Raw genomic sequence first — 21,165 nt, 5'->3', positions numbered from 1 at the left:
CTTTATTGTGCTTTTTTAAACGGCGTTCTTTTGTCGAGGAACACTTGATCAGCCGCAACGCCTTCGCGTTCGCGTTCGAGAAAATCGGCAACGGCTTCGCGAAAACCAGGGTCAACCAAATAATGTGCCGAATATGTGCGCACCGGTTCATACCCGCGAGCAAGCTTATGCCCTCCCTGAGCTCCCGCTTCTACACGGGGTAGGCCAAGTTCAATCGCAATATCAATTGCTTGGTAGTAGCATAGCTCAAAATGCAAAAAGCGCACATCGCGCGTGCATCCCCAGTATCGGCCATAAATCGCATCGCTTCCAACGAAATTGAGCGCGCCTGCGATCGGCTCACTTCCATCAAGCGCTAGGATCAAGACTAAACGATCGCCCATGCGCTCGCCGAGCAGTGTAAACGCCTCCCGGGTTAGATAAGGCGTGCCCCATTTGCGCGCGCCTGTATCTTGGTAAAACACCCAAAATGCATCCCAATGGTGTGGCTTTATGTCATCGCCAGATAGCCGCTCAATTCGCAGATCACTTTGAGCCGCCTCGCGTTCCTTGCGCAAATTTTTGCGCTTCCGAGACGCAAGGTCAGCCAGAAAACCGTCGAAATTGGCGTAGTCGCGGTTGAGCCAATGAAACTGGATGTCGCTTCGTATCAGCCAATTCTCCTGCTCAAAAAGCGGCAATTGATCCGGGTCGACAAAGGTTGCGTGAGCCGAGGAGAGCCCATTTTGCTCACAGACCACCTCAGCGCCTTTGAGCAAGTGTGAAGCTAGCTTTGTATCTGACAGCAGCAGGCGCGGCCCGTTGGCCGGCGTAAAAGGGGCTGCAATCTGAAGCTTGGGATAATAGTTTCGGCCAGCCCGGTGCAACGCGTCCGCCCAAGCGTGGTCGAAAACAAACTCACCCTGACTATGCCCTTTGGCATAGCTCGGCATCGCGGCGAGCAAATTGTTGGCAGGATCGGTGATTGTAATCGGAACCGGGTCCCAGCCGGTTCCGGAGCCAACACTGCCTGAATCCTCGAGCGCTGTAAGAAATTCGTGGCTTACAAAGGGATTTTGGTCACCACCAAGCGCATTCCATTGAGCGGCGTCAAATTCGCCTACCCCGGGGGCAAGACGAACGGTCAGTTCTTCATTGGTCATACCAGCCCCTCACCTTCGCAGATAAGTGCATCGGCATGGGCAAGTGCCACCTTGCGGGTGACGGGCGAATTCACAGTCCAAGTCAGAATAGGCAGTCCCTGCTCACGCAACTCTTGAACCCAAGGATTTGGCAGGGCTTTCACGTGGTAAGCGAGGAAATCAGGTTTGGCCTGAGCAAGAGCCGTCTCGCGCTCCTGCGAAGTTTGCGTATAGCCATGTCGATCTTCTCGCATAACCAGTCCGTGAGTAATGTCGGGGGAATTCAACCCGAACCACTGCGAAACCCTTGGATCGAAACTCATAACTGCATAATCGCCAGAATAGCCCTTGAGTTCCTCGTTGACTTGAATGCAGGTGGGTTCGACATCGTATCCAGGCTTGGATTTGATTTCGATCAGGAGTGGGACCGCACAGTCGATCTGGCGAAGAAATGCTCCCAACGGGGGAATTGCGCTTGCCCCGCCCTTAAGAAACACTTTCTCTAGCTCAGCCTCGGTCCACTCCTCGACAATCCCCTCTTCTTTGGTCAGTCGGTCAAGTTCCCAGTCATGAAAAACCATAGGTACGCCGTCGCGGCTGCGTTGAATATCGCACTCAATGCCCATGCCCGCTGCGACCGCCGCCTCTGCCGCTTTGAGAGAGTTCTCTGGCATTGCAGCAGAATGAAGGCCACGGTGGGCGTATTCCCAACGGGTCAACCAGTCAGGCACATTGCGCGGCGGCAGCATGCAAACCGGCGTCAGTCTTCAAGTGCAATGATCGCGTCCACCTCAACCGCTGCGCCCAGCGGTAAAGAGGGAGCGCTAACAGCCGCGCGCGCGTGGCGCCCTGCATCTCCGAAAACCTCAAGCATGAGGTCAGACGCTCCGTTTGCGACCTTGGGTTGATCCGTAAAGTCAGGGGTGGAATTCACAAAAGCACCCAACTTTACGACGCGCTCGACATCGTCGAGCACACCTGCATTTTTGAGCTGTGCGAGTATCATCAAACCGCAAGCGCGCGCTGCGTCCATGCCGTCAGAAAGCTCGACATCATCGCCAAGTCGCCCTTTCATGAGAACGCCGTCGATAAAGGGCAATTGGCCCGAAACGTAAGCGAACCCGCCAGACACTACGACCGGCACATAGCTAGCCACAGGTGCTGCAGCTTCGGGCAGTACGATCCCAAGTTCATTCAGGCGGCTCTCAATGCTCATGCAAGTCTTCCTTTAGTTGATCGATCAGCCAAGGCAGCGCTTCGCTCCAAACGTCGATGCGCGCATGGGCATCGCCGGCTTTGTGTGCGCAAGGGATGGAGCTGGAGATCATGGGCTCACCGCAAAAGTGCAATCGCCTGACATCAGGGGTCGTCTCTTTGACCGAGGCGTGATGTTGGGCAAGGTCATCAATAAATAGAGCCCGCGTTGGCTGGTACTCATCAATGATCTTGGCAAGCGCAGGGCCTTTGGGACCTTGGTTGGTATAGACTTTTGCGTGAAGCCCATGCGCCGCCAATTGCTCGGCGCGGTTGTCCCGGCGAAAATCCACCAGATTTGTCAGGACCACAAGGTCAGCCTGTTCGCTCAAGGTATTAAGCGCTTCAATGGAGCCAGCAATCGGCATTTGGCTTCCCATTTCGGTATCAAAGAAGCCGCCAAGCTTTTTCCAAATGTCTTCCGGTGCCAAGAATTCTCCGGTTTCGCGCCAACGCAAAGCCTTGCTAAAATCCCCGCCTTTCAGATCAAAGTCGATGCCCTGGCTCTCCTCAAGCCACACCTTAAACGGGGCAACCATATAAAGGATAACCTCATCACAGTCGCTGATCACTAGGGGGCGGCTCATCGGTCTACATTCCTTCGCGGTGCAAAATCTGCTTTTGGGCAATCAGCTCTTCAGGCGTGACAGCCAAAGCTTCGCTAGCGCGTATAAGGTCTGGTTCGTAATTAGCCAGAAATTCAAGCGCCGAGCCCAAAATTGCAGGATCATCCAGCCCCGAACGAAGAGAATCCGGATCAAGCCCGGTCAGCTCAAGATAGCGCTCCGCCCGATCTGTATCTTGCAAAATCCAACCTAAGACGGCGAGAGCAAGGGTCTTTGCCCGGCTAAGCGGTTCTGAGTTCGAGGCATTATCGCCAATATGATCAGGATCAGGGATTGTGGAGGTCTTTCTGGGCGATTAGGTGGTCGAGGCAATAATTAATGGGCGCTCTTCATGGCAAAACGAATTATGGTTGTTGAAGACAACGACCTCAACCGCAAATTGTTCTGCGACGTTTTGAAGGCCCAAGGGTTTGAAGTGGAACCTGTGGCGGACGGAGACACTGTTTTGTCTGTGGCGCGCACTATGGTTCCTGATCTTATCATAATGGATATTCAATTGCCCGGCGTTTCTGGCGTGGACCTTATTACGGCGGCAAAGAAAGATGTGGCGCTAAGAGAGATTCCTGTGCTTGCTGTCACCGCGTTTGCTGCCAAAGGCGATGAAGAAAGGATCCGAGACGCGGGCGCGGCGGGTTATCTGTCAAAACCTGTGTCTATCATCCCGTTCATGAACGCAGTGAAAGAACTTTTGCCTGCTTAAAGTACAAAGTTCTCATACGCGAAGACGATCCACGTGACAAAAACGCCCCATACGAATGTGCGATAAGCATAATTCAAATACTTGTATTTCTTATCAGCAAGAACATGACCGCCCTGGTGGATATCAGTCAGCATTGTCCGGAAAAGCTTTTCATCGGTTTCAAACTTGTCCAGCATATCATCAATCCACTCATCGGTATCGAGCGCGACATAATGACCGAAAAATAAGTAGTTGAATTTGCTCTTGTCATCGGGCGCTTTGGGCACTGACGGGATGACTGAAAGAACAGCAAACAGTGACGAGATGAATGCTGTCGCAGCCAAAGTCATCACCGCAAAAGTAGCGCCTCCTCCAAACAGGTTTGTGATCGACATTGAGAAGACCACAAAGGTCGCACCAATCAAAATCGACGCTTTGTTATCAGCCATCGAGGAAAGCGATAAAGTCTGCACCTGAGCGGTCCGGACGAGATGGATTGAATGGTTTGAAAATTTTCGTTCTGGTAGTGCCACAGCGTCCTTCCCAGCCGGTTCGGCGTCTCTCATCTGGGCGACATTTTTAGCATTCGTCTGCACCACAATCTTTACCCCCATTGCATTGCCTCATTGATCTGCCATCAAGGTGAGAACTTGACAAGTTTGCTCACCGTCCGCTTTTGCGGGCGCAACCATCAGGCGCGGGGCGCCGTATTCTTTTATAGAAAGCAGTTTTGCCATGACCGAAGCCGACGTCGACCAACGCATTCGTGCTCTTATCGAGCCATTCAACAAAAAGGGTGTGGCAATCCAGAGCGCCACAACCTTCGCCAATGACCTTGAGTTTGACAGCCTTACCGTCATGGATTTCGTTGCCGAAATTGAAGACGAATTTGATGTGATCATCAGCATGAACCAGCAGGCCGAGATAGAAAACTACGGCCAATTGGTAAGTGCAGTGCACAAGCTGCAGGATAGCTGATAAGAGCAATTTCTATGACAGACACTGCAACCGCAACGAAGGCGCCAGCCGGCGACCTTTTCTCCAAGTTTGACGACATGATCCAACTGCGCGAGACAATTCTCGCAACGGGGGTCGAGGACCCCTACTCGCTTGTGATGGAGGAAGTCCTGTCGCCCACGCGCGCCATTTGCAATGGCCGGGATACGATCTTGCTTGGCACCTATAACTACATGGGCATGACCTTTGATCCAGATGTCTTGGAGGCAGGCAAAGAGGCGCTCGACAACTTCGGCTCGGGAACCACCGGAAGCCGCGTTCTTAACGGCACATACCAGGGCCACAAAGAGTGTGAGGATGCGCTCAAAGAGTTCTATGGCATGGACCATGCGATGGTCTTTTCGACGGGCTATCAGGCGAACCTCGGGATCATTTCTACCATCGCTGGAAAAGACGATTATGTGATCCTCGATATCGACAGCCATGCCTCGATCTACGACGGCTGCGCGATGGGTAATGCGCAGATCGTACCTTTTCGCCACAACAATATCGAAGCGATGGAAAAACGCCTGCGCCGCATTCCTGAAGGTGCTGGCAAGCTGGTCGTGCTTGAAGGCGTCTATTCCATGCTGGGCGACGTCGCACCTTTGAAAGAGATGGTTGCAATCGCCAAAGAGCACGGCGCGATGGTTCTCGTCGATGAGGCGCACTCGATGGGCTTTATCGGCGAGAACGGCAGGGGCGTATGCGAAGAGCAAGGCGTCATTGACGACGTTGATTTCATCATCGGCACTTTTTCAAAAAGCGTCGGAACCGTCGGCGGCTTTTGCGTATCGAACCACCCTAAGTTCGACGTCATGCGTCTGGTCTGCCGCCCGTACGTCTTTACTGCGAGCCTGCCGCCAAGTGTGGTATCAACCGCTGCTACCTCGATCCGCAAACTTATGCATGGCGCTAATAAGCGCGCGCATCTTTGGGAAAACTCTAAAGCGCTGCACAAAGGCCTTACACAATTGGGCTTTAACATCGGCACAGACACGCCTCAAAGCGCGATTATCGCTGTAATCATGCCTGATCTTACCCAAGGGGCCATGATGTGGGAGGCGCTTTTGAAAGAAGGGCTGTATGTCAATTTGGCGCGTCCTCCAGCAACGCCAGCGGGTATGACATTGCTGCGCTGTTCGCTTTGTGCTGAACACTCAGCCGAGGAGGTACAAACAATCCTCTCAATGTTTGAGCGCGCGGGCAAAGCTGTCGGCATTATTTGAGGCGACCCGAATGTCAGCCGATCCAATTCTAATATCCGAAAACGGAGCGGTTGCGACGATAAAGCTCAATCGGCCCGAACGTTTGAATGCGATGGACGAGAGCCTTATTTTCGGGCTGCAGGATTATTTTCGCACGCTGCATGATCGGCTGGATATCCGCATCGTGGTCCTGAAAGCTGCCGGAAGGGCATTTTGCGCAGGCCTTGATCTTGAAGCCTGGCGAGAGGATGGGAGCACCGGCGCTGTTCAGCACTCCTGGCGCACTCAGCGCAGCATAGCGACTGTCATGCAGCTTATGCGCTCATGCCCGCAACCAATCATAGCTCTTGCCCAAGGTGCAGCCTGTGGCGGCGGTCTGTCCTTATTGCTTTCAAGCGACATCCGTTTTTGCACACCCGATTTCAGAATGAATGCCGCTTACATCAAGATCGGTCTTGGTGGCTGCGATATGGGATCGAGCTATTTCTTGCCCCGCCTTGTAGGGTCTTCACTTGCCAGCGAAATGATCCTGACAGGTCGGTTTGTTGCAGCTGAAAGGGCTCTTGCATCAGGTTTTGTAAGCTCCATCGTGGATCCCGGCCAACTTGATAAAGCGGCTCAGGAAATCATCGATGAGATGCTGCTTACAGCGCCAATGGGCCTTCGCCTGAGTAAAGATGCGCTCAATCGGAACATTGATGCACCCGGGTTCGAGGCAGCCCTGGCACTGGAGGACAGACAGCAAGTGCTTCTCTTGCAGACGCAAGATTCTTCAGAAGCTCAACGCGCCTTCTTGGAAAAACGAGCACCGATCTATCAGGACCGATAAACCGTTTTGGTTACAAGCCTACGGAAGAGCAAACCATTTGCATTATTCGCTCGCTGTCGAAGAGGCTTTCACTTCGGTTGCGGCATCGCAAATGTGACTTTCACCGCTGCTATCGTCATCGCCACCAGCCAATTGGGTAAAGGCAACGAAGCCTGCAACGATCAAGACGACAAAGGCTGTCGTGAGAAGTCCCAAGTATTTGTCGATGATCCTTTTGATCGGCGCACCAAAAATCTGGAATAGGATACCGACCACCATAAAGATCAACGCCCGTCCTGCCAGAGCAGCAAGGGTGAAGGTCAGCAGGTTCATTTCGATGAAGCCCGCGGTGATAGTCATCAGCTTGAATGGTACAGGCGTTCCAGCCGCCAAGAATACTGCCATCGCGCCCTGCTCTCGAATATAGCAGGCCGCGACGGGAAAGCTGTCAGTGAGACCCAGCATCCCGATTACCCAAGCACCCACCGCCTCGTAGAGGAAAAATCCGATGCCATAGCCAAATATCCCACCAAGGACGGATGATATGGTTGCGATGGCCGCGAAGCGAATGGCTTTGTGCGGTTCGGCAAGACACATCAACCCTAAGAGCGGATGCGGCGGAATGGGAAAGAAGCTCGATTCTGATAAAGCAAAAAAGGGCGAGCCACCAGACAGCGAGTGGGTGCGCAGCCTTCTCCATCGTCCAATCATACAGCGCGCGTAGCCAAGCCAATTGTTGATCTTCCTTCAGGTAAGAGCCCAGCGCGGCCCCAAGTTTACTAACTCATGCCCCCAGCTCACGCCCCTATGCCAGCCTCCAGCACTGTGCAATGAAGAATTTACAACCTATTTGGTTATTTTTGGTTGACATTGTCACGCTATTTGGTACATATAGCTCATCATCAAGAAATTGTGATTCGCATTTAAGGGTGGTTCGGGATCAGCCACGCAAAGCAGTGCCTACTCAAGGCCATGTGCCTTGTTTGGTCACTCTTTTCGGGAGACGACCAATGACTTCGCACGCTATCATCGCGGCGCATGAACCAAGCTTAGAAGCAACCGAGCGCGGCAATGCATCAGAGAACAAGTACGATGCTTTTCTTGAGTATCTCGCCGAAAGCTCAAATGTCACGCGCTCAGCTTACCAAGCCAATCTGAGCACAGGATCTGTTTATCAAAAGCGACGCCAAGATGCTGCTTTTGCACGAAAATGGCTAGCGGCACTCTACGAAGGGTATTTGCATCTCGAGATGGAAGTCGTGCGCCGACTTCGCGAGGGTGAAATGAAAGGCAAGGACGCGGATAAGTACGATTTTGCCAACGCGATCCGCTTGCTTTCAGCACACCGAGACAATGCAGCCCGGGCTCAAGCCGAGCAACGCAACGTAACAGCAGCAGAGGTTCGCGCATCAATCGACCGTAAGGTCGAGGCGATCCGCCAACAAGTTCGGCAGGAAAAAGTCGAGAGAGTAGGCTCAATTGATCAGCCTTTTCGACTGGCTCGCGTCTGTAGATGAGAGCGTTCGCGAAAGGGTGGCATCAACGCTTAACCAAGAGGAAAGAAATGAGTGGCGCTTCCACTGGGAGCTCCAAGCCCGTCGCAGCCAATTGGCTCCTAAAGGAGACTGGCGAACATGGCTCATTTTAGCAGGTCGCGGATTTGGAAAGACGCGCGCGGGCGCAGAATGGGTGCGAATGATCGCCGAAGACAATAGCCAGGCGCGTATCGCATTGGTGTCGTCCTCGCTCGCTGAAGCGCGGTCGGTGATGGTGGAGGGAGAAAGCGGTATTCTTTCATGCTGTGCGCCAAACAGGAAACCAGTGTTTGAGGCCTCACTGCGCCGCGTACGCTTCCCCAACGGGGCGCAAGCTCAGCTGTTCTCAGCAGCTGAGCCAGAAAGTTTGCGCGGGCCACAATTTAGTCATGCTTGGTGCGATGAAATTGGCAAATGGCCGCTGTCTAATGACCGGGCCACTAGGGCCTGGGACAACCTGCTTATGGGACTTCGGTTGGGTTCGGACCCGAAAATTGCTGCGACAACCACTCCGCGCGCGGTTCCAATCATAAAGAGGCTAGTCGACGCTGAGAATGATCGGCTCGTCGTTGTCTCCAGAGGCTCGACCTACGACAACCTTGGGAACCTACCTGGTAAGTTCTTGACCGCAATCGACGATGAATTCGGTGGCACGCAATTGGCACGCCAAGAGATCGCTGGCGAAATGCTGAACGATCTTGAAGGCACTTTATGGCCAAGGGTCACGCTTGAGCGGGCACGCAACATAGACACAAATGCAAGCCTAAGGCGCGTGGTGGTCGCGGTTGACCCTCCGATCTCCTCTTCGGGAGATGAATGCGGCATCATTGTCGCTGGTATCGATGAAGACGGCTTGGGGCGTGTTCTTTCGGACTGTTCTATTGCCCAAGCAAAGCCCAGTGATTGGGCCAAAGCTGTCGCTGTCGCAAGCGAGCAGTGGGGTGCAGATCGCGTGGTCGCCGAGGCCAACCAAGGCGGCGCAATGGTGGAAAGCGTCTTGCGAGCAGCAAACGCAGCTTTACCCGTAAAGCTTGTTCACGCCAGTCGCGGAAAGATCGCCAGAGCTGAGCCTGTGGCAGCGCTCTATGAAGCTGGAAGAGTTCGCCACTGTGGCTTGTTCGCAAAGCTCGAAGACCAATTATGCGGGATGCTTATTGGGGGTGACTATGCAGGACCCGGCCGGTCACCCGACCGCGCTGATGCGCTTGTATGGGCACTGACCGAATTGATGCTTGGTCCACAAGCTGCACCAAGTGTGCGGCGGATCTAACGTTCTTAAAATCAAAGGAAATTGCCAATGGCATTGCTCGAACAGCTGTTCTCCGCCTTTAAAGGCGGAGGCGAAACCCGCGTGCCTTTGGCGACGGGAATGGCCCAGGGCTGGACACCTGCTTTCGTAGAACCCATGGGCCCAAGGCCTTACCAGTATGAACGCTGCGTCAAGGATGGGTTCCTAGGCAACCCCATCGCCCAGCGCGCCGTGCGTATAGTTGCAGAGGGAGTTGGTCAGGCCCCAATCACCAGCAATGACGACGCTCTCTTCGCGCTGATCAACGCCACAAGTGCGGGTCAGCCATTGATCGAAACCTTGGCATCGCATCTTCTTTTGCACGGCAATGGGTTCGTTCAAATCGTCAAGAATGCGGCCGGTCAACCGATTGAATTATTTGCGCTTCGCCCAGACCGAATGAGCGTTGTGCCAGGCCCAGATGGGTGGCCGTGCGCTTACAATTACCGCGTTGCTGGCGATCAAATCACCTTACCGATCGAGGATGAGGACGGTTGGCCGAACATTATCCAGATCAAGACCATGCACCCCTTGGATGATCACCTTGGGGCGAGCGCCTTAGCAGCAGCGCAGCAGGCCGTCGCCATCCACAATGCGGCGTCTGAATGGAACCGCGCGCTTTTAGAGAACGCGGCAAGACCATCAGGCGCTCTGGTCTACGAACAACGAGACGGAGCGGGCCTGACCAAAGAACAATTCGAACGGCTCAAAGCGGAACTTGAGGCCGCTTTCTCTGGCTCGGTAAATGCAGGTAGACCAATGCTGCTTGACGGAGGTTTGCGTTGGCAATCGATGGCGATGTCCCCTGCCGATATGGACTTTGCGACCCTAAAGAGCGCAGCAGCACGCGAAATTGCGCTGGCTTTTGGCGTTCCGCCCATGTTGCTGGGTATTCCTGGCGATAACACATATTCAAATTATCGTGAGGCCAATCGGGCCCTTTGGCGCCTCACCTTATTGCCTTTGGCAGAGAAGCTGTTCTCTGCCTTGCAGGAAGGTCTTGCACCCTGGTTTTCCAGCAGCGCAATCAATGTTGATCTCGATCAAATAACAGCCCTTTCAGAAGACCGCGAAAGACTGTGGAAACAGGTGTCCGATGCCGATTTCCTGACACGCAACGAGAAACGCTCGCTTCTCGGATTTGAACCTGACGAGGACAATTCATGACACCCTCAGACACATTAGCCAGCTTGATGGCGCAGGCCAATCAAGACGGCGCCGACATTGTAACTCTGCGTGCAATAGTTGAAGAAACAACCGAGATTGCAACCGACAGAGCGCTCGATCGGCTTGGTCTTGCGGACCCTAGCGCCGAAAGCGACCTGGATGAGCTTCGAGAGCTTCTTCAAGCATGGCGCGATGCAAAGGCCAGCGCATGGAAAGCTTTCATGGAATGGGTCATTCGCGGACTTCTCGCAGCTCTTCTTATTGGGATTGCCGTAAAGCTTGGCGTCTGGGATCTTTTATGATGAGCACCCGAACCAAGCCAGACGCCCCCATTCGTTTTGCAGGCTATGCGGGATTGTTCAACATCCCCGATGCCGACCGCGACACCATACGGCCCGGCGCTTTCTCTGCAACACTGGCAAGCCGGAGCAAGGCAATTCCCCTTCTTTGGCAACATCGCCCCGATCAGCAGATCGGTGAGATTGAAAGTGTTTCAGAGGATGACAAGGGCCTTCGTGTGATCGCTCGCATAGATCGAACGAACAGCAAAGGCGCCAGACTTCTGACACAAGGTGAAGTCTCCGGCCTTAGCTTTGGCTATCGCGCCCGCCAAGCAAGCCACAGCGAAAAAGGCCGGGAGCTTGCTGAGATTGACCTGTTTGAGGTCAGCCTTGTGACGCACCCTCTCCAACATGGTGCTCGGGTTCATTTTGTAGCCTGAGCACCCAACAAAGACCCCCCGATGGGCCGCCATGCTGGGCGGCCTTTTTTATGCCCAACAGAAAGGCCAACTACCCCATGGATACCAACACCACCCCTGTTGCAGCTCCTGCAGTTGCGGACGATCAAATGGAGCAAAGCTTCGATCTTGTTGCTCGCCAAGACCAAGCAGAAGCTGACATTGAAACGCTTCGTAGCGACGTTGACGAAGTGAAAGCTCGCCTCGACAAAGTGTCGCGCGCAGCTTCTCGCCCGGCCATTGGCGGCGCGGTTGCGAACACTGAAGAAGTGAAGGGCTTTGTCGATGGCTATCTGCGCCGTGGCCGCGAGACCGAAGTCAAGTCGATCAATGGTGCTGCACCTGCAGATGGCGGCTATGCTGTCCCGCAGAAAATTGATGCGATAATCGCAAGCGAACTGGTTGAAATCAGCCCAATCCGCTCAATCGCACAGGTCGTCCAAACCGGAACAGCAGGCTATCGCAAACTTGTAGCCACCGGCGGGACAGCGTCCGGTTGGGTCAGTGAGGTTGCCCCGCGCCCAGAAACCGACACTCCAAACTTTGCTGAAATCGCACCTCCAACTGGTGACCTTTTCGCCAACCCTGCCGCCAGCCAAGCGATGCTCGATGACGCAGGCTTTGATCTTGAAACTTGGCTCGCCAATGAGATTGCGATTGAGTTCGCTCGCGCAGAAGGGTCAGCCTTTGTCGATGGCACTGGCACCAATCAGCCGGAAGGTTTCCTGCGTTCACCGACCAGCACTGCAGAAGACGGCGTGCGTGCATTCAAGACTGTCCAATACATTGGTTCGGGCGATGCAAACGGTTTTGACAGCGCGCCCGATGCAAAGCTCATCGACCTTATTCACTCGCTCAAGTCTGGTCACCGCCAGGGTGCCAGCTTTGTGATGAACTCGGCAACGCTTGCATCTGTGCGAAAGCTCAAAACTGCTGATGGCGCATTCTTGTGGCAGCCGGGTATGGTCGAAGGCCAACCTGATCGCCTCTTGGGCTATCCTGTGGTTGAAACAGAAGACATGCCAGATGTGGCGTCTGGCGAATTCCCCATCGCCTTTGGTAACTTCCGTCACGGGTATTTGATCGCTGAGCACAGTGCGACGCGGGTTCTGCGTGATCCGTTTACGAACAAGCCGTTCGTCCACTTCTACGCGACCAAACGCGTGGGCGGCCAAGTGCTCGACTCAAACGCAATCAAGCTTCTGAAAATCGAAGCTTAACGACCTTTGATGCCGCCTTTGGGCGGCACCATCGGTTCCCGGCAAGGTGGAGTTCCCCCCTTTGCTCCCTTGTCGGTACCTCGCGCCCGCGCCGCGCAGACCACGCTTCACTCCAGCAGGCTGTGAATGGCGCGGGCGCATTTTGATCCATTTTGCGAATCTGGGAGACCGCAATGCAGCGGAGAATTGTGGAGCCGGCAGATGTAAGCGGCGCAGCGCTTGCGGAACTGAAGAACTGGCTTGGAATCACTCGGCCGAATGAGGATGAACTTCTCATCGACCTACTGCACACCTCATTGTCGATGTGTGAGAGTTTCACTGGCCAAATACCAATCTGGCAGCTGATCGAAGAAAGGTTGCCAGCCCAAGCCGGGCAATACACTCTTACATCCCGGCCCACTTCCACAGTTTCAAAGCTGGAGCTGGAAGATCAAAGTGGCGAACGCGTTGAGCTTTCCAGCTCGCAGTTTGAGACGCAAATTCAGCCGGATGGCGCGGTGTGTATCCGCATTCTTCAAGTTCTTGATGGCCAAGCGGTAATCGTCACGGCCACGGCAGGCATTAGTGACGGCTGGGATGATACTCCCGCGCCGTTGAAACAAGGCATCATTCGCCTTTGCGCCTACCAATATAGAGACCGAGACCGCCCAGGTGGTGATGCCAAGATGGCTTCACCCCCAGCCAGTGTGAGCGCTCTGTGGCGGCCCTGGCAAACCTTGCGTCTATCATGATCACCGCAAGCGCATCCACAGATGCCTTAGTCCGCAGGCTTCAATCTCGCGCCGAGCAATTGGCCATCCAACACGCTGACATAAGGCGTCACGATCGCGCAGACCGCACAATCGATTGGCGCTCAGCGCAATCGCTCTGGCCCGAATTTACAAGGGGTTGACCCAATGGAAAATCATGTGCGCGCAGCGCTTATTGAATGGCTTCGCAGCGACCCGGCACTCGTTTCGATCAACGCGATTGAAGAAGAAGTGCCCGTCACTGCAAGTGCACCATGGCTTGGCATCGCGGCTAGCGCATCAACGGATTGGGGCACCAAAGAACGACCAGGACGAGAGGTTCGGATTGCGATCGAGCTAGAAAGCCGTGCCGATGAGCCTGATGCAGATGGTCCCTTGGCAGATGCGATTGAACAACGCGTGCTTGCCCTTCCACCGTTTCATACCGGGTTTGAGCTCGCCTCAATCCGTTTTCTGCGCTCGCGAAGCGAAGAGCGCGAGGGAAACTTACGCGGTGCACTGCTTGAATTCCGATTCCGGATTTTCACCCCTCAAAACTGACCCCTCACAATTGGAGAGAATCTATGCCAGCGCAGAACGGATCTGCCTTCTTGCTCAAAATCGGCGACGGCGGATCGCCTATCGCATATGAAACCGTGGCCGGAATGCGAACCACGCAGCTATCGATCAACGGCGACTCTGTTGCTGTGACCAACAAAGAATCAGGTGGCTGGCGCGAGCTCTTATCGGGCGCTGGCACACGCTCTGTGTCAGTGAATGCAGCCGGGATATTTCTTGGCAGCGACGCTGAGACGTCGGTCCGTAGTCATGCACTGGCTGGGACGCTCGACGACTATGAACTGTCTTTCGAAGATGGTGAGCGGCTTCGCGGACGTTTTCTGGTTCAGCGCCTCGATTATTCCGGAGATTTCAACGGCGAGCGTAATTACACGCTCCAGCTTGAAAGCTCCGGGCCAATCGTGCCGGCATGAGCAAGAGGCCCAACGCGCTTCGTGGAGAGGCGCAGTTTGAACTAGGCGGACGGCAATTTTTGCTGCGCCCGAGTTTTGAAAACCTTGTCGCTGCTGAGGAGGAAATCGGTTCGCTTTTCGCTTTGGTTGAACGGGCATCGGATGGGGCTCTTACCCTTTCCGAGGTCACCTCCCTTGTCTGGCACTGCATGGAGGCTGACCCGCGCCCTGAACGTGATGAGGTCGGACAGGCCGTTTTAAAGCATGGTTTGATTGAGACGACTAAGCCGGTCCGTGTCATTCTTTCCCAGGTGCTGCAAGGACAGTCGTGAGCGATACTGGACAAGCGTGCTTTGCTGCATCCGCCCAGCAATGGTGGAGCACAAGCGCACAATTGCTCAACTGGCGACCCAACGAGTTTTGGCAAGCCACACCTATCGAGGTGAGAAGCATTTTGTCCGACCCGAAAGCTCAAGACACTCTTCAAGGTCCCTCGATGGATCTGATTTCCCAAATGTTGAAACGAGAAAGCAATGGATGATTACTTCGAAGAGCTGGTGATCGATGTTCGCGCAACGACAGACGGGTTCAATTCAGATTTGGAAGCGGTGCGCGGTGCAGTCGACTCATCGCTGATTGGCAGCTTTGATCGAGCAGGCTCAGTTCTGGAGCGTGGGCTGTTATCTGCAGTGAGGCGCGGATCACTTGGGTTCGATGACCTTCAAAAGGTCGCGTTCCGCACGATGGATTCGATCGCGGCTCGGGCAATTAGCTCAGGCATCGGATCGCTCTTCGGTGACCTTGGTTCAGGGTCAGGTGCCGGGGGAATCCTAGGGCAAGCCTTTGGTTCTCTACTTGGTCTACCTGGCAGGGCCACGGGTGGTCCGGTTTCTCCGGGCAGAGGCTACTTAGTCGGCGAGAATGGCCCAGAGCTTTTCGTACCTACCTCGTCAGGGAGCATTGCTGCCAACCAAGGCGCTGCCGCTCCTGGGCGCGATGTGCGGGTGGCTATTCAATTGGCAAGCCCAAGAGGAACCTCGGCGCCGACCGCTATGCAACGATCTTCACGCCAAGTCGCCAGTGCCGTTCGCCGCGCACTTCAAGAGCGCTGATAGAGGACATCTCGAGCTATGGCATATTGGCTAGCCCGCGAACGACGCGGCCAGGAATCCAGCTTTATTCAACGATTTGACCCGCGGTTTTGGCGCGTGAACTTTCCGCGTCCTGCGATGGCGTCTGTGGTCACGACAGGACCTGATTCAGTTCAGGTCGATGTCGAATTGCATCATGAAGGCGAGCTCGTTGGTCTTATCTGGGAGAGCGAAGATACACTCGATCACCCTCTTCTCGCCTACGAGACGAACAAGGATTACGCGAACACCTCTTTGAGCTTCCGGTGGCAATCGGAGGGGGTTATCGCTCTTGATCAAATCAACGGACCCACTTTGACGATCGAAGGCAGAGACGCTGATGGAAATCCGCAGGCTTGGTTTATCAGGCTCTGGAATTATGCAGATGGGACACCGACAGATGCGGTAATCACCTTGCCTTTCTCTGAAATTGAGAGCGGTTTTTCGCTTCCAGGCAACCCGATCTATCCCGGCGACATTGACCGAATGTTTATCTCGCTTGTCGCTCCCAATTTCGTGGCCGGAAGCAACAATCCGCTGCCTGCGCGGTTCAATGGCAAGGTCATTCTTTCAAACATAAATGCCGATGGCCGGCACGCTATGCTCGAGATTGGCGACGTTAGGCTTCCAGTGCATGGAGAGAGGCTCGCAACAGCCTATGACGATGCCTACGATCAAACACCTGCGCGCATTGTGCGAAACCTCATTGGACTGGGCTATCGTGAAGATTTAATCCACTACGTCGGCATGAGCCACTATATGCGCTTGGGTCAGCAAAATGGCGAACTGTTGGCGTTACCAGGCGGTGAGCTTTGTCTGCCTTGCACCGAGTGGCATCGTAACTTTTTTGGGCTTGCAAGCGAGAATGATCTCGAGGTGATCGCCTCGATCTCATACGAGCTCTTTAACGCGTATTGCCCAGAGGAATGGAAACAGCGCACGCTTTCAGGTGATCCAGCGCTGACGGGTTGGGTTCCGCCTTCTAGCTTGCTTTCACCTGCCAACAACGAGGCCATGGCTTGGCTGCAAGCCAGCACAATTGCATTCGTTGATCTCTTAGCCGCTTCCTCCTTGCCCATTCGTTTGCAAATTGGAGAGCCGTGGTGGTGGACCACAGCGCAAGGTGAGATTTGCATCTATGACGATGCTGCCCGCCAAGCATTCGGCGGAAACCCCCTGAAATTATGGATATGCGGCAAGCTTTGGACAACGATCAAACCGCATTGTTGGACACAGCCGGAGCGCTTCTTGCACAGTCTACAGCGAACCTAACCGCTGCTGTCAGGGCCGCAGCGCCCTCTACCGCCGAAGTCTTGCTGCTTGCCTTCACGCCGACCATTCTCGACCCGCAAATGCCCGAACTCTATCGAGCAAACTTGCCAGTTGGATGGGCGCATCCTGCTTTCGATCGCCTCCAATTGGAGGATTATGATTGGCTGACAGACGGTGCAGACGCGCTGCGACGCCAAGCCTACGCATTTGCCGATGCACGTCTCCAATATCCCTTAGAAGAGCAGGATTATCTCTCGGGATTTGTTCTGCGTGCGCAAGACGATGAGGTCTATTGGCCCCGCATTGACCGGGGCACAGACGAGGCGATCACCCGGGGCATTGAGCGGCGGTATATCTGGGCGCAACCTCAGTTGAACCGCGACGGCTACACACGCCTCCCCTCAAGCCGAGAGGACGAAATGGAAGCATTTGATGACATAATCTACCCCTTCGCATTAGGGCGCGGAGCTTCTGTCGCTCCGGAGTTCTCAACATCAATTTCCGTCACATCTTCGGGGCATGAACGCCGAAACGCCCTTTGGTCAAATGCCAAAGTCAATTTTGATGTTGGACCAGGAATTCGTTCTGAGAGCGAGCTTTGCGAGCTTATCGGCTTCTTTCGTGCCAGGCACGGGGCTGCACGTGGATTTCGCATTAGTGATCCCACCGATCACAGCTCGAATGGCATGACGGGCACACCCACAATGCTGGACCAATTGATAGGAACAGGCGACGGCACGCGCGCCGAGTTCCAGCTCGTCAAGTCTTATGGCGGTGGAACCGACCCTCAGGTCCGCCCAATCACTCGGCCTCGGGCTGAGACGCTTTTGGTCAGTATCGATGGCAATGCGTCTTCGGACTGGTTTCTAGGCAGCAAGGGCAAGCTCATTTTCAATAACGCGCCTGCAGAAGGCGCAGAAATTAGGGCCGGCTTTCTCTTTGATGTGCCCGTGCGCTTCGCTGAGGATAGGGTCGATATATCCGGGGTGAATTTCGAGGCAGGCGAGGCACCAAGTATCCCACTTATTGAGCTGCGAGAAGAGATATGAGCCGGGTATTCTTCGACAAAGAGCTCGATGTCGCTGCGACCTATTGGCGGGTATTTCGCCGTGATGGGGTGACCCTGGGCTTTACTAGCCACGACAAAAATCTCTCCTTTGGCGGCATTCTTCACCGGGCCGCCCCTGGTATGGTGCCGACGGCTGTAAGACTAACCTCTGACCTTTCCGAAGAAAATGCTGGAGTTGAAGGTGCCCTTAGTCACGATGCGATCACTCAAGACGATCTTTCATCTGGTCTCTTCGACACAGCAGCGATCGAAGTGGGCATCGTTGATTGGGACACATTTGATCACAACGTCCTGTATGTGGGCAAGCTGGGCCGAATAGAAGATAATGGCCGCGGGTTTTCAGGCGAATTGAGATCGGCGAAAAGCGCTCTTGAACAGGACCTTGTGCCCAGAACAAGTCCGACCTGTAGAGCCATGTTTTGTGGACGCGGCTGCGGGTTATCATCCCAGCGGTTTACTATTCGCGCTGTGGCAGAAGAGGTCGACGCTGATTTGAACCGAGTTCGTGTCGCGGGCATTGCGGTACAAGACTATCTGGACGGGCAGGTGCGGTTTTTGTCGGGACCACAAACAGGAATTGCGTTTGCAATCGTTGGGGTCAATGACGAATGGCTTGCTCTTGATCGCCCACTCAGCGTCGAATTGGAAGCAGGCACAGCGTTGGAACTGCGCGAAGGCTGCGATCATACACTGGATACGTGCTCGCAGCGTTTTGATAACGCGCGTAATTTTCGCGGTGAACCGTTTTTACCTGGCAATGATATGCTGGCGCGTTACGGGCAGGGCTTAGGGTGACAACCAACAGGTCCCTTGGGTCCCAGCTCGCCCAAACAGCCGCACAGTTTATTGGTGTTCGCTTTCGCCTTTTCGGCCGCCAGCCCTCCCAAGGCCTAGATTGCATCGGATTGATTGCGTGCTCGCTAGAATCAATGGGCCTAACGCCGGCGATCCCTGCAGGTTACCAATTGCGCAACACCGAGATTGGCAACTGGATCGATTGTGCTGAACGCAGCGGCCTTAAGAGCGGGTCAATTCCAGTCCTGCCAGGCGATATTGTTCTGGTTCGTCCAGGGCCTGCGCAGCATCACCTTGTTATTGCCGAAAGTCCTGTGAGCGTCATCCATGCGCATGCAGGACTGCGCCGCGTTGTGCGCCAACCCTTGGAAATCGGCAGAACATTCTCGGCACTTTGGCGCTTGCCCTAGGTCAGCAAAAGGAAATCAGCATGGCAACTCTGCTATTGACTGCTGTGGGCACCGCAGTGGGCGGGCCAATCGGTGGCGCAATCGGTGCTTTCATTGGCCAACAGGTGGACCAATCGATCTTTGGTACAAGTCGCCAAGGCCCTCGTCTTAAAGAGCTCACAGTAACCACTTCGAGTTATGGACAGCCTCTACCTCGAAACTTTGGCCGGATGCGTGTGGCAGGCTCAATTATTTGGGCCACCGACCTCCAAGAAACAGCAGGCAGACAGAGCAGTGGGAAAGGGCAACCATCGACCACGACCTTTTCATATTCTGCGTCATTTGCTGTAGCTCTAGCCAGTACTCCAATTGATCGCATTGGTAGGATATGGGCCGATGGCAACCTTTTGCGCGGTGCGGGCGAGGATCTAAAAGTCGGCGGCGAGATACGGTTGTACAAGGGGACCGGAGACGCAGCCATCGACCCGCTTATTGCAGCTGATCGAGGCATATTAGCGCCTGCTTTCAGAGATTTGGCTTATGTCGTTTTTGAGGATTTGCAGCTCAGCGACTTTGGCAATCGAATCCCTGCTTTGACGTTCGAAATCTTTGCTCCCGAAGATCAGACTGTTTCAGTTAGCCAATTGCTTCCCAGCGCCAGCGCGGGCGCTGGTGAAATTTTGCTGCAAGATGCCCGCGGGTTCTTGGATGAAGGCGGCGCTATCGGGTCAACACTGGCAACGATCAACCAGGTATTCCCCCTTGTTTGCACCACTGGTGTGACTGGTTTGAAATTGTCTTCGGCTTATGATTCCTCGGGGCAAGTACCGATCTTGCCCGAGCAAGTTTCGCTACGCGGCAGCGAAGACGCAGAGGAGCTTCATAAGCAAAGAGGTGAGCGAATTGATGAAGAACCGCTCGCGCTTAGATATTATGATGAAGACCGTGACTATCAGCCGAGCGTCCAGCGTGCACTTGGTCTGCGCCCGGATGGGCGCGAAGTTATGGTGGACCTCCCCGCAGCGATGATAGCGCAAGGCGCGCGAAAGCTTGCTAACTCCAATGCACATAGAGCCCGATGGAACAACGAACATGTAACCTGGAGAACCAGCGTTCTTGATCCCGATGTAACCCCTGGTGGCTTGGCACGTCTGCCCGGCACTCCGGGGATTTGGCAAATCAAGAGCTGGGAATGGTCAGACCGGGGCGTTGAATTGGGCCTGGAGCGTGTTTCGCCGGAGATTGCGGGCAATCTTGTCGCTGATGCGGGAGCAGCAAACCTTCCATCTGATAATCCCGTAACCGCTACACATTTAACCGCGCTTGAAGTGCCTCCCGGGGATGGTTCGAACCCGTCGGATCGTACTATAATGACAGCCACTACTTCGGAAAGTGCAGGGTGGCGCGGGTCAACAATCTTTATCGAGCAGGGCGCGACGCTGGAGGAACTAAGCTCGTCCGGAAGCGCAAGAGCAATCGCCGGCCAACTTGTTAGCCCACTTGGCGCTTCAAACTGTATGGTGATCGAACCGAACGCAGAGATGCTGGTCGATTTGGTCGCTCCAGATATTGCGTTCCAGAACACTGACGTGATGGGCCTCGCCAACGGAGCCAATCGACTAATGGTTGGGGCGGAGCTCCTTCAGTTTCTCAACGCACAGTCTTTGGGTGAAGGACGATGGAAGCTTTCGGGGCTCCTGAGAGGAAGAGCAGGAACAGAAGCTGCTGCAATCGATGGGCACGATGCTGGTATCAACGTGACACTTTTGGACGAGAGACTTACGTCCCTCGAGGGGTCTCTTGTCCCATCAACGGGTGATGTGCGAGATCGCGGCTATCGGGATTGCAGATCCAGAACCAATCTTTGCCCCGCTTGAAAATATTGGCTTGTCTCGCCGGCCGATACTGCCAGTTGCGCCACAAACTCAGATCGAGCCGGACGGGTCTTGGCGGATATGTTGGACCCGACGCGCGCGAGGTCAATGGACCTGGCCTGCCGGTGTCGAGGTTCCTCTTGTGGAAGAGCAAGAACTCTACACGGTAGGTTATGGCCCAACGGGCTCTCCTTTCGCGTCATGGACAATACAGGATCCTGAGTTCTCAATATCCCCATCTGAGCGCGCATCACTTCTTGCCGCGCACGGACCAGATCAACTGTGGGTCAAGCAGG

The 21,165-nt window shown here is 54.6% G+C and carries 25 protein-coding genes and 2 pseudogenes; 20 read left to right on the top strand and 7 right to left on the bottom strand.

The genetic code is table 11. From position 1 onward, the window contains the following. Positions 1–2: 2 nt before the first annotated feature. Genes AC0V61_RS08090 through AC0V61_RS08070 form a run of 5 tightly spaced genes read right to left on the bottom strand, consistent with a single transcriptional unit; the run spans position 3 to position 3,257 of the window. Positions 3–1,142, bottom strand: coding sequence for a GNAT family N-acetyltransferase (locus tag AC0V61_RS08090; protein WP_486156740.1), 1,140 nt, complete (start codon positions 1,140–1,142; stop codon positions 3–5). Beyond that, positions 1,139–1,870: a glycerophosphodiester phosphodiesterase family protein gene (locus AC0V61_RS08085; protein WP_486156739.1), complete on the bottom strand. Its 732-nt coding sequence runs from the start codon at positions 1,868–1,870 to the stop codon at positions 1,139–1,141. Before AC0V61_RS08085 ends, AC0V61_RS08090 begins: the two co-directional genes overlap by 4 nt. Before the next feature lie 11 nt (positions 1,871–1,881). Then, positions 1,882–2,337 (bottom strand): RidA family protein, encoded by a 456-nt coding sequence (locus tag AC0V61_RS08080; protein WP_486156738.1) that lies wholly within the window; start codon positions 2,335–2,337, stop codon positions 1,882–1,884. Next, a complete protein-coding gene (locus AC0V61_RS08075; RefSeq protein WP_486156737.1) occupies positions 2,327–2,962 on the bottom strand; it encodes an HAD family hydrolase in 636 nt (211 codons plus the stop codon). Before AC0V61_RS08075 ends, AC0V61_RS08080 begins: the two co-directional genes overlap by 11 nt. 4 nt (positions 2,963–2,966) lie before the next feature. Next, positions 2,967–3,257 (bottom strand): DUF3572 domain-containing protein, encoded by a 291-nt coding sequence (locus AC0V61_RS08070; RefSeq protein ID WP_486159497.1) that lies wholly within the window; start codon positions 3,255–3,257, stop codon positions 2,967–2,969. 75 nt (positions 3,258–3,332) lie between these two features. On the opposite strand from AC0V61_RS08070, the gene AC0V61_RS08065 reads away from it, so the two are divergent. Continuing rightward, the gene (locus tag AC0V61_RS08065) at positions 3,333–3,701 is read left to right on the top strand and encodes a response regulator (protein WP_486156736.1); all 369 of its coding nucleotides are present in this window, start codon (positions 3,333–3,335) and stop codon (positions 3,699–3,701) included. Here the strand turns inward: AC0V61_RS08065 and AC0V61_RS08060 are convergent. After that, positions 3,698–4,294 carry a Pycsar system effector family protein gene (locus AC0V61_RS08060; protein WP_486156735.1) on the bottom strand — a complete coding sequence of 199 codons (597 nt, stop codon included), beginning with the start codon at positions 4,292–4,294 and terminating at the stop codon, positions 3,698–3,700. The genes AC0V61_RS08065 and AC0V61_RS08060 overlap by 4 nt on opposite strands. Positions 4,295–4,415: 121 nt before the next feature. On the opposite strand from AC0V61_RS08060, the gene AC0V61_RS08055 reads away from it, so the two are divergent. From AC0V61_RS08055 to AC0V61_RS08045, 3 genes are read left to right on the top strand one after another with little or no spacing between them, the layout of a single operon-like run. Then, complete coding sequence (locus tag AC0V61_RS08055) at positions 4,416–4,658, top strand: acyl carrier protein (RefSeq protein WP_486156734.1); 243 nt, start codon at positions 4,416–4,418, stop codon at positions 4,656–4,658. 14 nt (positions 4,659–4,672) lie between these two features. After that, the gene (gene spt / locus AC0V61_RS08050) at positions 4,673–5,905 is read left to right on the top strand and encodes a serine palmitoyltransferase (protein WP_486156733.1); all 1,233 of its coding nucleotides are present in this window, start codon (positions 4,673–4,675) and stop codon (positions 5,903–5,905) included. A 10-nt stretch (positions 5,906–5,915) separates the two neighbouring features. Then, on the top strand, positions 5,916–6,713 hold the full coding sequence (locus AC0V61_RS08045; protein WP_486156732.1) for an enoyl-CoA hydratase/isomerase family protein: 798 nt from the start codon (positions 5,916–5,918) through the stop codon (positions 6,711–6,713). A 42-nt stretch (positions 6,714–6,755) separates the two neighbouring features. On the opposite strand, the pseudogene AC0V61_RS08040 reads toward AC0V61_RS08045, so the two are convergent. Beyond that, a pseudogene (locus AC0V61_RS08040) lies at positions 6,756–7,392 on the bottom strand (YqaA family protein). 130 nt (positions 7,393–7,522) lie between these two features. On the opposite strand from AC0V61_RS08040, the gene AC0V61_RS08035 reads away from it, so the two are divergent. The 16 genes and pseudogenes from AC0V61_RS08035 (at position 7,523) to AC0V61_RS07960 (ending at position 20,872) form a co-directional block, all read left to right on the top strand. Next, positions 7,523–8,209, top strand: coding sequence for a hypothetical protein (locus AC0V61_RS08035; protein WP_486156731.1), 687 nt, complete (start codon positions 7,523–7,525; stop codon positions 8,207–8,209). Then, on the top strand, positions 8,172–9,497 hold the full coding sequence (locus tag AC0V61_RS08030) for a DNA-packaging protein (protein ID WP_486156730.1): 1,326 nt from the start codon (positions 8,172–8,174) through the stop codon (positions 9,495–9,497). The genes AC0V61_RS08035 and AC0V61_RS08030 overlap by 38 nt, the downstream gene beginning before the upstream one ends. 27 nt (positions 9,498–9,524) lie before the next feature. Further along, positions 9,525–10,682, top strand: coding sequence for a phage portal protein (locus AC0V61_RS08025; RefSeq protein ID WP_486156729.1), 1,158 nt, complete (start codon positions 9,525–9,527; stop codon positions 10,680–10,682). After that, complete coding sequence (locus tag AC0V61_RS08020; RefSeq protein ID WP_486156728.1) at positions 10,679–10,984, top strand: DUF6127 family protein; 306 nt, start codon at positions 10,679–10,681, stop codon at positions 10,982–10,984. Before AC0V61_RS08025 ends, AC0V61_RS08020 begins: the two co-directional genes overlap by 4 nt. Beyond that, a complete protein-coding gene (locus AC0V61_RS08015) occupies positions 10,984–11,403 on the top strand; it encodes an HK97 family phage prohead protease (RefSeq protein WP_486156727.1) in 420 nt (139 codons plus the stop codon). Before AC0V61_RS08020 ends, AC0V61_RS08015 begins: the two co-directional genes overlap by 1 nt. 77 nt (positions 11,404–11,480) lie before the next feature. Next, on the top strand, positions 11,481–12,641 hold the full coding sequence (locus AC0V61_RS08010; RefSeq protein ID WP_486156726.1) for a phage major capsid protein: 1,161 nt from the start codon (positions 11,481–11,483) through the stop codon (positions 12,639–12,641). A 173-nt stretch (positions 12,642–12,814) separates the two neighbouring features. Continuing rightward, the gene (locus AC0V61_RS08005) at positions 12,815–13,372 is read left to right on the top strand and encodes a head-tail connector protein (RefSeq protein WP_486156725.1); all 558 of its coding nucleotides are present in this window, start codon (positions 12,815–12,817) and stop codon (positions 13,370–13,372) included. A 165-nt stretch (positions 13,373–13,537) separates the two neighbouring features. Beyond that, entirely contained in the window at positions 13,538–13,930 is a 393-nt protein-coding gene (locus tag AC0V61_RS08000) for a DUF3168 domain-containing protein (protein WP_486156724.1), read from the top strand. A gap of 23 nt (positions 13,931–13,953) precedes the next feature. After that, the gene (locus AC0V61_RS07995; protein ID WP_486156723.1) at positions 13,954–14,361 is read left to right on the top strand and encodes a phage tail tube protein; all 408 of its coding nucleotides are present in this window, start codon (positions 13,954–13,956) and stop codon (positions 14,359–14,361) included. Then, positions 14,358–14,672 (top strand): gene transfer agent family protein, encoded by a 315-nt coding sequence (locus AC0V61_RS07990; RefSeq protein ID WP_486156722.1) that lies wholly within the window; start codon positions 14,358–14,360, stop codon positions 14,670–14,672. Before AC0V61_RS07995 ends, AC0V61_RS07990 begins: the two co-directional genes overlap by 4 nt. Then, complete coding sequence (locus AC0V61_RS07985) at positions 14,669–14,881, top strand: phage tail assembly chaperone (RefSeq protein ID WP_486156721.1); 213 nt, start codon at positions 14,669–14,671, stop codon at positions 14,879–14,881. The genes AC0V61_RS07990 and AC0V61_RS07985 overlap by 4 nt, the downstream gene beginning before the upstream one ends. Beyond that, positions 14,874–15,452, top strand: coding sequence for a tail tape measure protein (locus tag AC0V61_RS07980; RefSeq protein ID WP_486156720.1), 579 nt, complete (start codon positions 14,874–14,876; stop codon positions 15,450–15,452). Before AC0V61_RS07985 ends, AC0V61_RS07980 begins: the two co-directional genes overlap by 8 nt. Positions 15,453–15,470: 18 nt before the next feature. Next, a pseudogene (locus tag AC0V61_RS07975) lies at positions 15,471–17,791 on the top strand (DUF2460 domain-containing protein). Beyond that, positions 17,788–18,606, top strand: a complete 819-nt coding sequence (locus AC0V61_RS07970) for a DUF2163 domain-containing protein (protein WP_486156719.1) — start codon at positions 17,788–17,790, stop codon at positions 18,604–18,606. The pseudogene AC0V61_RS07975 and the gene AC0V61_RS07970 overlap by 4 nt, the downstream one beginning before the upstream one ends. 134 nt (positions 18,607–18,740) lie before the next feature. Continuing rightward, entirely contained in the window at positions 18,741–19,016 is a 276-nt protein-coding gene (locus AC0V61_RS07965) for a hypothetical protein (RefSeq protein WP_486156718.1), read from the top strand. 20 nt (positions 19,017–19,036) lie between these two features. After that, the gene (locus AC0V61_RS07960; protein WP_486156717.1) at positions 19,037–20,872 is read left to right on the top strand and encodes a GTA baseplate fiber-binding domain-containing protein; all 1,836 of its coding nucleotides are present in this window, start codon (positions 19,037–19,039) and stop codon (positions 20,870–20,872) included. Positions 20,873–21,165: the final 293 nt, after the last annotated feature.

It is taken from the genome of Erythrobacter sp. JB1-4 (assembly GCF_057365025.1).
Note: the sequence above shows the minus strand (reverse complement) of the source record. Positions and strands in the feature narration are given on the sequence as shown.

Excerpts from the sequence above, each read along its gene's own strand:
- AC0V61_RS08025 (WP_486156729.1), top strand. The coding sequence starts at position 9,525 with ATGGCATTGCTCGAACAGCTGTTCTCCGCCTTTAAAGGCGGAGGCGAA.
- AC0V61_RS07960 (WP_486156717.1), top strand. The coding sequence starts at position 19,037 with ATGGCAACTCTGCTATTGACTGCTGTGGGCACCGCAGTGGGCGGGCCA.
- AC0V61_RS08035 (WP_486156731.1), top strand. The coding sequence starts at position 7,523 with ATGAAGAATTTACAACCTATTTGGTTATTTTTGGTTGACATTGTCACG.
- AC0V61_RS08080 (WP_486156738.1), bottom strand. The coding sequence starts at position 2,337 with ATGAGCATTGAGAGCCGCCTGAATGAACTTGGGATCGTACTGCCCGAA.
- AC0V61_RS08010 (WP_486156726.1), top strand. The coding sequence starts at position 11,481 with ATGGATACCAACACCACCCCTGTTGCAGCTCCTGCAGTTGCGGACGAT.
- AC0V61_RS07970 (WP_486156719.1), top strand. The coding sequence starts at position 17,788 with ATGAGCCGGGTATTCTTCGACAAAGAGCTCGATGTCGCTGCGACCTAT.
- AC0V61_RS07965 (WP_486156718.1), top strand. The coding sequence starts at position 18,741 with ATGGGCCTAACGCCGGCGATCCCTGCAGGTTACCAATTGCGCAACACC.
- AC0V61_RS08000 (WP_486156724.1), top strand. The coding sequence starts at position 13,538 with ATGGAAAATCATGTGCGCGCAGCGCTTATTGAATGGCTTCGCAGCGAC.
- AC0V61_RS08015 (WP_486156727.1), top strand. The coding sequence starts at position 10,984 with ATGAGCACCCGAACCAAGCCAGACGCCCCCATTCGTTTTGCAGGCTAT.
- AC0V61_RS08075 (WP_486156737.1), bottom strand. The coding sequence starts at position 2,962 with ATGAGCCGCCCCCTAGTGATCAGCGACTGTGATGAGGTTATCCTTTAT.
- AC0V61_RS07990 (WP_486156722.1), top strand. The coding sequence starts at position 14,358 with ATGAGCAAGAGGCCCAACGCGCTTCGTGGAGAGGCGCAGTTTGAACTA.
- AC0V61_RS08060 (WP_486156735.1), bottom strand. The coding sequence starts at position 4,294 with ATGGGGGTAAAGATTGTGGTGCAGACGAATGCTAAAAATGTCGCCCAG.
- AC0V61_RS08005 (WP_486156725.1), top strand. The coding sequence starts at position 12,815 with ATGCAGCGGAGAATTGTGGAGCCGGCAGATGTAAGCGGCGCAGCGCTT.
- AC0V61_RS07980 (WP_486156720.1), top strand. The coding sequence starts at position 14,874 with ATGGATGATTACTTCGAAGAGCTGGTGATCGATGTTCGCGCAACGACA.
- AC0V61_RS08055 (WP_486156734.1), top strand. The coding sequence starts at position 4,416 with ATGACCGAAGCCGACGTCGACCAACGCATTCGTGCTCTTATCGAGCCA.
- AC0V61_RS07995 (WP_486156723.1), top strand. The coding sequence starts at position 13,954 with ATGCCAGCGCAGAACGGATCTGCCTTCTTGCTCAAAATCGGCGACGGC.
- spt (WP_486156733.1), top strand. The coding sequence starts at position 4,673 with ATGACAGACACTGCAACCGCAACGAAGGCGCCAGCCGGCGACCTTTTC.
- AC0V61_RS08090 (WP_486156740.1), bottom strand. The coding sequence starts at position 1,142 with ATGACCAATGAAGAACTGACCGTTCGTCTTGCCCCCGGGGTAGGCGAA.
- AC0V61_RS08020 (WP_486156728.1), top strand. The coding sequence starts at position 10,679 with ATGACACCCTCAGACACATTAGCCAGCTTGATGGCGCAGGCCAATCAA.
- AC0V61_RS08065 (WP_486156736.1), top strand. The coding sequence starts at position 3,333 with ATGGCAAAACGAATTATGGTTGTTGAAGACAACGACCTCAACCGCAAA.
- AC0V61_RS08085 (WP_486156739.1), bottom strand. The coding sequence starts at position 1,870 with ATGCTGCCGCCGCGCAATGTGCCTGACTGGTTGACCCGTTGGGAATAC.
- AC0V61_RS08045 (WP_486156732.1), top strand. The coding sequence starts at position 5,916 with ATGTCAGCCGATCCAATTCTAATATCCGAAAACGGAGCGGTTGCGACG.